The sequence below is a fragment of the Ruegeria sp. O6 genome (assembly GCF_056535045.1).
In genome coordinates this window covers 1-7877 of the sequence record NZ_JBQERM010000031.1, presented here as the reverse complement: position 1 = coordinate 7877, position 7877 = coordinate 1, and the positions used below count along the sequence as shown (strand labels likewise).

8 protein-coding genes and 1 pseudogene are annotated in these 7877 nt (G+C 60.1%); 4 read left to right on the top strand and 5 right to left on the bottom strand.

The features are described from left to right. Both gcvT and ACR0DY_RS19735 read right to left on the bottom strand, forming a co-directional pair. Nucleotides 1–288, bottom strand: a pseudogene (gene gcvT / locus ACR0DY_RS19740) (glycine cleavage system aminomethyltransferase GcvT); the annotation flags it as partial. A gap of 288 nt (nucleotides 289–576) precedes the next feature. Next, nucleotides 577–1773, bottom strand: coding sequence for a Zn-dependent hydrolase (locus ACR0DY_RS19735; protein ID WP_480547688.1), 1197 nt, complete (start codon nucleotides 1771–1773; stop codon nucleotides 577–579). A gap of 139 nt (nucleotides 1774–1912) precedes the next feature. On the opposite strand from ACR0DY_RS19735, the gene ACR0DY_RS19730 reads away from it, so the two are divergent. The 4 genes from ACR0DY_RS19730 to ACR0DY_RS19715 are packed head-to-tail and all read left to right on the top strand — an operon-like array spanning nucleotide 1913 to nucleotide 5412. Then, entirely contained in the window at nucleotides 1913–2563 is a 651-nt protein-coding gene (locus tag ACR0DY_RS19730; protein ID WP_209505059.1) for a histidine phosphatase family protein, read from the top strand. 18 nt (nucleotides 2564–2581) lie between these two features. Beyond that, nucleotides 2582–3196 (top strand): glutathione S-transferase family protein, encoded by a 615-nt coding sequence (locus tag ACR0DY_RS19725; RefSeq protein ID WP_480484936.1) that lies wholly within the window; start codon nucleotides 2582–2584, stop codon nucleotides 3194–3196. Between the two features lie 14 nt (nucleotides 3197–3210). Then, nucleotides 3211–4266, top strand: coding sequence for a saccharopine dehydrogenase (locus tag ACR0DY_RS19720; protein ID WP_480484935.1), 1056 nt, complete (start codon nucleotides 3211–3213; stop codon nucleotides 4264–4266). 3 nt (nucleotides 4267–4269) lie between these two features. After that, the gene (locus ACR0DY_RS19715; protein ID WP_480547690.1) at nucleotides 4270–5412 is read left to right on the top strand and encodes a saccharopine dehydrogenase family protein; all 1143 of its coding nucleotides are present in this window, start codon (nucleotides 4270–4272) and stop codon (nucleotides 5410–5412) included. Nucleotides 5413–5531: 119 nt separating this feature from the next. Here the strand turns inward: ACR0DY_RS19715 and fahA are convergent, their stop codons facing one another. The 3 genes from fahA to ACR0DY_RS19700 all read right to left on the bottom strand — a co-directional run. Beyond that, complete coding sequence (gene fahA, locus ACR0DY_RS19710) at nucleotides 5532–6791, bottom strand: fumarylacetoacetase (RefSeq protein WP_480484933.1); 1260 nt, start codon at nucleotides 6789–6791, stop codon at nucleotides 5532–5534. A 7-nt stretch (nucleotides 6792–6798) separates the two neighbouring features. Next, nucleotides 6799–7434, bottom strand: coding sequence for a maleylacetoacetate isomerase (gene maiA / locus ACR0DY_RS19705; RefSeq protein ID WP_480774251.1), 636 nt, complete (start codon nucleotides 7432–7434; stop codon nucleotides 6799–6801). Continuing rightward, nucleotides 7434–7877 (bottom strand): homogentisate 1,2-dioxygenase domain-containing protein (locus ACR0DY_RS19700; protein ID WP_480899010.1); only part of this gene is annotated, 444 nt, incomplete at its 5' end. The genes maiA and ACR0DY_RS19700, both read right to left, overlap by 1 nt.

Below are 7877 nucleotides of genomic sequence, written 5' to 3'. Positions count from 1 at the left end.
CCCGCCTTCGGCATTGGTGAAGAACCCGTACCGCGCCTTGCCTTCCTTCAGCGTCGCATAAGCCTGCGGACACAGAGCTTCCAGCTTCTCGCCCACATCCTCGCCCCGCAATATCACCTGACCCATATGCGACACATCAAACAACGCCGCCTTCTCGCGGCACTGCTTATGCTCGCCCATGATCCCCAGCGGATACTGAACCGGCATCTCCCACCCGGCAAAATCAACCATCTTGCCGCCCAACTCAACGTGAAGCCCAAAAAGCGGCGTGCGTCTAATCTCGGTCATCTTGGATACCTTTTCGTATCTTTCGGTTTGGAACGCATTCCCGTCAGTCTGCCTCAAGTAGTCAATATTGCAACGATTCCGGTCAACTTGCGAACCGACGCGCCGCCTGTGGGGCAAGTCTGTATACGGGCGTATGCATCCATTGCGTTCCTATAGGAAACTTTTTTCCGTTAGGCAACATTTGTCATTTGGCCTCTGCAAGGGTTTGCCGGTCAAAGCTTTGAACGCGACGATAACACCAGGCAAGCCGACTGCAATGGCCTGAAAAAACGGTATTTTGCCTGCACCTTATCGCGCCTGTCCGACAAGTGACTGCACCGCGAGATCCAGCACCCTCAGCCCGGCGACAAGATCGCTTTCGGCGGTATCTTCGGCAAAATCGTGGCTGATACCGTTGATTGAGGGCACGAACAGCATCGCAACGGGCATCAGGCGCGACACGTTTGTGGCATCGTGCAACGCGCCCGACGGCATCCTGCGCCATTTGCCGGGGGCCACCTGTTCGGCCCCATGTTCCAGCGCCGCGCGCAGCGTTTGATCCATCGTGACGGGTTCCAACCCGAGCAAAGGGCCGTAGGTCAGCACCATGTCCTGTTCGCTGGCTATTTCCTGCGCTGTGGTACGGATGATCTCCTCCATCCGCGACAGCCGATCCGGATCGCCATCGCGCCACTGCATCGAGAACCGCGCCCGACCCGGCACGATGGACGACGCATTGGGGTGAAGATCGACCCGACCGATGGTCCAGACGGTTTGTGGTGTCACCACGTTGCGAAACCGTTCGTTGAGGCGCGTGTTGAACAGTGACAACGCCTGAAACGCATCGCGGCGCAAATGCATCGGCGTGGTGCCCGCGTGATTCTGCTGCCCTTCGAAAGTGACCGACATTTCCCGGATGCCGGCGATATCGGTAACGACGCCGATCTGCTCGTTCGCAGCGTCCAGAGAGGGGCCCTGTTCGATATGCATCTCGACAAAGCCACTGAACCGCGCGGGATCGACAAAACCCTGCGACAGATCCGCCATGGAAGATCGGGCCTCGCCAAAGCTGACGCCGGCCCCGTCGGTCAACACATCGGCCTTGTCCAGAGGCAGACCGCCGGACCAGACCGCCGAGCCCGTGGTCACACCGAACCGGCCTTCTTCGTCCTGAAAACTGACGACCGAGATCGGCTGGTCGCTGGTCCGCGCGATCTCGAGCGCGGCGATCACGCCGAGCGCGCCATCCAGCCAGCCGCCTTCGGGCTGGCTGTCGGAATGCGACCCCATGAGCAGAGAGCGGCCGGGCGCCAACCCGAACAGGTTGCCGACCGGGTCGAAATGCGGTGTCAGACCCGCGTCGGCCATACGATCCGCCAGCCATTGGCGCGCCGCGATATCCGCTTTGGAATAGGCCGGGCGGATGACCCCTTTGCCCACACCCGAGGCACCGATTTCACGCAGCTTGTGCAGATCCTCCAGAAAACGCGTGTGGTCGACGGCCATGTATCCCTCCGGGCGCAGTTGGTCAGGGCGACCATAGCCAGAAACCGGACAGCTGCGAATGTTTTTCCGGTGAGATCAAGAAACCCCTCTGGTCCCGGCAGGGAACCTGCCCTAAGACTTCGGCGCAAGAGGGAGCGACATGTCACATATCACATTGGTGCGGCACGGGCAGGCAAACACGACGGCGCGCGACGAAGCAAGCTATGACAAGCTGAGCGATCTGGGCCATCAACAGGCCCGCTGGCTGGGCGCGCATCTGCGTGACACCCGCAGCCACTATACACGCGTCTATTGTGGCACCCTGACCCGCCATACCGAGACGGTCACCAGCATGGGATTAACCGATCCTGTCTGCGACGCACGGCTGAACGAGATCGAGTATTTCACCCTTGCACAGCTGTTCGAAGAACAGCACGGCGTCGAAATCCCGACCGATCGCGAGGGATTTGTCGAACACCTGCCCAAAACCTTCGCGGCCTGGGCCAGCGGAAAGATCGAGAACGCGCCGGAATCCTTCGACGCGTTTGAAGCCCGCGTCCGCGATGCATTGCACGAGATCGGGACCGAGGGCGGACCGGCCATCGTCGTGACCTCGGGCGGGTTGATCTCGATGGTGGTGCGTCAGGCGATGGGGCTGGACATCCCGTCAATGGCACGGGTGGCCCTTGCCATCATGAACACGTCGATGCATCGTCTGCACCCGATTGGCGCACAGCTGAGCCCGGTCCTGTTCAATGCGGTGCCGCATCTGGAAGCACCCGACCGGCAGTTCGCGCAAACCCACCTCTAACCAGATCGGAGATCCCTGATGCAGCTTTATTATGCACCCCGAACCATCTCGGTCGCTGTTGCGATTGCTCTGGAAGAGGCCGGGCTGGACTATGAAGCAATCAAGCTGGACTTTGCCGATGGGGAACAGACAAAACCGGCCTACAAGCAGATCAATCCCAAGGGGCGCGTTCCGGCACTGGTGGTCGATGGCGGCATCCTGACCGAGACCGGCGCGTTGCTGGAATATATTGCGACCAAGGCACCCGAGGCCGATTTGGTGCCAGCTGATCCGGTCATGGCCGCCCGCATGCGCGAGGTGATGTTCTATCTGGCCTCGACCATGCATGTGAACCACGCCCACAAGCTGCGCGGGCATCGCTGGGCCGACAAGAAATCCAGCTGGAAAGACATGACGGACAAGGTGGCGCAAACGATGACCGCATCTTGCGACTATATCTCGTCAAACGGGTTGCGCGGGCCGTTTGTTCTGGGGGACGCGTTCTCTCTGGCCGATGCCTATCTTTATGTGGTTTGCAGCTGGCTGGAAGGTGACGGCGTCGATGTCTCGGCCTTCCCCAAAATTCTCGCCTTCCGCAAGGCGATGGAGGTACGGCCTTCGGTTCAGGCGGTGCGCGCTGCCGGGATGCTCTGACAAAAGGAAATAAGATGACACATCTCTGGGTCAGGGCGGAACAGCGCCCGAACGAGGAACGGGTGGGGCTGACACCCGAAGGGGCCGCAGCACTGATCGCCGCAGGTCTCCGCGTGACGGTCGAAGAAAGCCATGTCCGCGCCATTCCGATTGATGGCTACAAGGACGCTGGCTGTGCAATCGCGGCTGAGAATTCGTGGCCCGAAGCCCCGCTGGATGCGATCATCTTTGGCCTCAAGGAACTGCCCGAAGATGGCACCCCCCTGCCCCATCGCCACATCATGTTCGGCCATGCCTATAAGGGCCAGCATTCGGGTCGTGCGCTGCTGGAGCGGTTCAAGGCCGGGGGCGGCACGCTTTATGATCTGGAATATCTGGTGAGCGAAGATGGCCGACGCGTTGCCGCCTTTGGTTACTGGGCCGGGTATGCCGGTGCTGCGGTAACGCTCAAGACGTGGGCGGCACAGCAACGGGGCGACGCATGCCCGCCGGTTGGAGTATATGCAGGCAAAGACGTTCTGAACGCTGAATTGCTGGCCGAGTTGGACGCCACCGGAGCCCCACGCCCCCGCGCCATCGTGATCGGTGCACTGGGTCGCGTGGGTACGGGGGCCGCAGACCTGTGCGACGCGATGGGCGTCGACGTCACCAAATGGGACATGGCGGAAACCGCCAGCGGCGGACCGTTTCCGGAAATTCTGGACCACGACCTGTTCCTGAACTGCATCTTCGCGCGCCCCGGAACCCCGGTCTTTGTTCCGCGTGAGGCGTTGACTGCCCCGCGCAACCTGACTGCTATCGGCGATGTCGCCTGCGACCCGGACAGTGATTACAACCCGGTGCCGGTCTATGACCGTGCAACCACATGGGACGCGCCCGCTTTGCGCGTGGCAACCGATCCGGTGATGGACGTGATGGCCATCGATAACCTGCCGTCGATGCTGCCGGTCGAAAGTTCGGAAGATTATGCGGCACAGCTTTTGCCGTCGCTTCTGACCCTGACCGATCTGGACAGCGGCGTCTGGGGTCGGGCAGAAGCAACTTACAAAACACATATCGAAGGGATCTGAGCGATGACGATTCACTGGTGTGGCACCGGCCTGTCGGCCATCCCCGGCCTGCGCCGCCTGATCGAGGGCCGTCACAAGGTCACTGTCTGGAACCGGACGGTCGAAAAAGCCAGGGCCGAGGTTGGGGACCTGACCAACGATATTCGCGCCTTCGACATCGACGCTCTGGGTGATGTGCTCGAGAAGGGCGACGTGATAGTGTCCATGCTGCCGGGCGACTGGCACGTACCACTGGCGGAACTGGCGATTGCGAAACAGGCCAATTTCGTTTCGTCATCGTATATCGCGCCCGAAATGCGCGAACTGGACGACAAGGCGCGCGAGGCCGGTGTGGCGCTGGTCAACGAAGTTGGTCTGGATCCGGGCATCGACCACCTGATGGCCCATGCACTGGTCGATGACTATCGCGCCTCGGATGCGTTCGATCCGCAAAACCACCTGAGCTTTATTTCGTATTGCGGTGGCATTCCCAAGATCCCGAACCCGTTCCGCTACAAGTTCAGCTGGTCGCCGTTGGGTGTGCTCAAGGCGCTGCGGTCGCCGTCGAAGTCGATCCGCGACTATGCCCCGCTGGACGTTGCCCGTCCGTGGGATGCGATCAGCAGCTATATCGCGCCGCTGCCAACGCCGGAAAGTTTCGAGGTCTATCCCAACCGCGACTCGATCCCGTTCAAGGCGCAGTACCAGTTCGAGGATCACTGGCCAGTCAGAGAATTCGTCCGCGGCACCCTGCGCCTGAACGGTTGGGCGGATGCGTGGTCGGATGTGTTCCGTGAAATCGAAACCCTGTCGGGTCCGGAAGGGGATGCGCGTCTGAAAGAGATGTCTGACCAGTTCTGGAGCGAAAACGCCTATGACGAAGGTGAGCCCGACCGCGTTGTGCTGTGTGTTGGACTGAAAGCCGAGAAAGACGGCGTTCCTGTATGGCACAAGACCTATGTCATGGACGCCTGGGGCGATGAGCGCGGCACAGCAATGGCGCGTCTGGTATCGATCCCGGTTTCACTTGCCGTCGAGGCCGTTATGAACCGCGCCATCCCGGCAGGCGTTCACGCAGCCCCAAGCGACCCAAAACTGGTACAAGGCTGGATGGCCGAGATCGACCGACTGGCCCAGCACTTGCAGATCGTGGATCATACGGTCTGATTGCACCAAAAAAGCCATTCCAGATACACCGGAATGGCTTTTTTGAACAACATGATCGAGCAGGATCACAGGTTTTCAAACGGCGGGTGCGGAACAACCGATGTTGCCCTGCTCGCCACTTACCTGGGCCAGTTAACGGCGGGCAGGATTTGCCCGACGCAATCGCCAAAGCCGATCTGGAAGCCTTCGCCCTTGGCCGAACCGCGCAGGGTCAGGGTGTCTCCGTCTTCGATGAAAGTCCGGGTTTCGCCGGTATCGAGCGTGAAGGGCTCGCGACCAGCCCAGCTCATCTCCATCAGAGAACCGTATTCCGTCTTGGTTGGGCCTGAGATCGTGCCAGACCCCAGAAGGTCGCCCACATTCATCGCACAGCCGCCGATGGCGTGGTGGCAGAGCTGTTCGGCGGCCGAGTAATACATGCGGGAGTAGTTGGTTTCGCCAACGACGCTCGCCTTCTCGGCTCCATCAGGCTGCATCAGCACCTGAAGCTCAATGTCGTAAAGGCCGTCCTTTGAGCCGTCGAGGTAGGGCAGAAGCTTTTTCTCGCGTTCGGGCGTTGGCGCACGGAACGTTTCCAACGCGGCGGCGGTCACGATCCAGGGGCTGATCGAGGTGCCAAACGCCTTGCCCTGAAACGGTCCAAGCGGCTGGTATTCCCAGCCTTGGATGTCACGCGCGGACCAGTCGTTCAGCAGCACATAGCCGAAGATCATGTCGTCGGCTTCATCCACGGTGATCGGCTGGCCAAACTCGGACGGCTTGCCAACAATGGCGCCCATTTCCAGCTCGATATCCAAACGCATCGAGGGGCCAAAGCTGGGCATCTCGGCGTCGGGCGCTTTGCGCTGACCGTTCGGGCGGTGAATCGGCGTACCCGAGATCACAACCGAGGACGCGCGACCATTATAACCGATCGGAATGTGCAGCCAGTTGGCCGGCAGTTCGGGCGAGCCGCGCAGGATCGCGCCCATGTTCGCGGCGTGCTGACGACCGGCATAAAAGTCGGTGTATTCGGACACAAGGAACGGCATGTGCAGCTCGGCATCGGCTTGGGCGACCAACAGAGGCTCAACAGTGTCACGTTCGGTCGAAGCCTCGCCCAGCAGCTGTTCCAGACGGGCGCGCAGGGCGGCCCATGCGTCCGATCCCTGCTCCATCAATTCATTCCAGAAGGGCACGTCGAAAACGGGTTCATCACCAATCTCGATCAGGCCAGCTTCTTCGGCAGCGTGCATATCAAGGATCATATCCCCGATGGCCACGCCACAGCGCGGTGCGCTGTCTGAGGTCGAAAACACACCATAAGGCAGGTTGTTCAGGGGAAAGGGGGTCTCGGCAGAGTTCGCGCTGTCCACCCATGACTTTTTCAGTTGGCTCATGTGATCCTCACTCGGCATCCGGCTGTACCTCGGGTCGCGCATCGGCGAAGGCGGACAGGGCCAGACAGGTTTCTTCGATTTCGGTCAGACGCGCAAAGGGCGTCATGTCCACACCCCAGCGATGCCCGTTGTAAAGCTGCGATACAAGGCAGATATCCGCAAGCGATGGCATGTCGCCAAAGGCAAAGCGGGTGCCTTGGGGCAGCATAGCCTGAAACGCGGTCAGACCTTCGTTCATCCAGTGGACCATCCAGTCCACACTTTCCGCTTTGCTGTGCCCCATCCCGTCCAAATGTTGAACAACGCGCAGGTTGTTCACCGGATGGATGTCCAGCGCAATCACATGCGCCGCCGCCATCACCTTGGCCCGCGCAATCGGGTCGTCCGGCAGAAGCGCCGGGTCGGGATAGGCGCGGTCAAGATAATCAAGGATAGCCAGAGATTGGGTCAACTTGGTGCCATCCTCAAGCTCTAACACAGGGACGCCCTTGCCGGGGTTCATCGCTTGATAGGCTGCGCTTCTTTGCTCGCCTTTCACCAGATTGACCGGGCAGCTTTCGAACGGCACACCCTTCAGGTTTAATGCAATACGCACCCGATAGGATGTGGTCGATCTCCAATAGGTATATAACTTAAGACCCATCATTTCTTACCTGGCGTCCCGTCGAACTTCTTCTCAACGCTGTCCCAGCAGTCGATGTAATTGTCCTGCAGCGGGGCTTCGTTCGCGGCGAAGGCTGTCAGGTGCTGCGGGAAGCGGGTCTCGAACATGAAGGACATGGTGTTGTCCAGCTTTTCAGGCCCAAGGTTCGAGTTCGAGGCACCCTCGAACGCGTCGCGGTCTGGCCCGTGCGGCAACATCATATTGTGCAGGCTGACGCCGCCGGGGATAAAGCCCTGCGGTTTGGCGTCATACTGGCCGTAAATGTTGCCCATTAGTTCGGACATGATGTTCTTGTGATACCACGGCGGACGGTGTCCGCCATCAGCACCCATGGAACAGACTAGGTTGATTGCGTAGCGGAGGATTTCAGGCTCATCGTAACCATCAGAGAGTGGAGATGAGAATGAAATCCGGGAAACAGA

Bases quoted from the DNA above. Each gene is read 5' to 3' on its own strand.
- ACR0DY_RS19720 (WP_480484935.1), top strand. From the start codon at position 3,211: ATGACACATCTCTGGGTCAGGGCGGAACAGCGCCCGAACGAGGAACGG.
- ACR0DY_RS19715 (WP_480547690.1), top strand. From the start codon at position 4,270: ATGACGATTCACTGGTGTGGCACCGGCCTGTCGGCCATCCCCGGCCTG.
- ACR0DY_RS19730 (WP_209505059.1), top strand. From the start codon at position 1,913: ATGTCACATATCACATTGGTGCGGCACGGGCAGGCAAACACGACGGCG.
- ACR0DY_RS19735 (WP_480547688.1), bottom strand. From the start codon at position 1,773: ATGGCCGTCGACCACACGCGTTTTCTGGAGGATCTGCACAAGCTGCGT.
- fahA (WP_480484933.1), bottom strand. From the start codon at position 6,791: ATGAGCCAACTGAAAAAGTCATGGGTGGACAGCGCGAACTCTGCCGAG.
- maiA (WP_480774251.1), bottom strand. From the start codon at position 7,434: ATGGGTCTTAAGTTATATACCTATTGGAGATCGACCACATCCTATCGG.
- ACR0DY_RS19725 (WP_480484936.1), top strand. From the start codon at position 2,582: ATGCAGCTTTATTATGCACCCCGAACCATCTCGGTCGCTGTTGCGATT.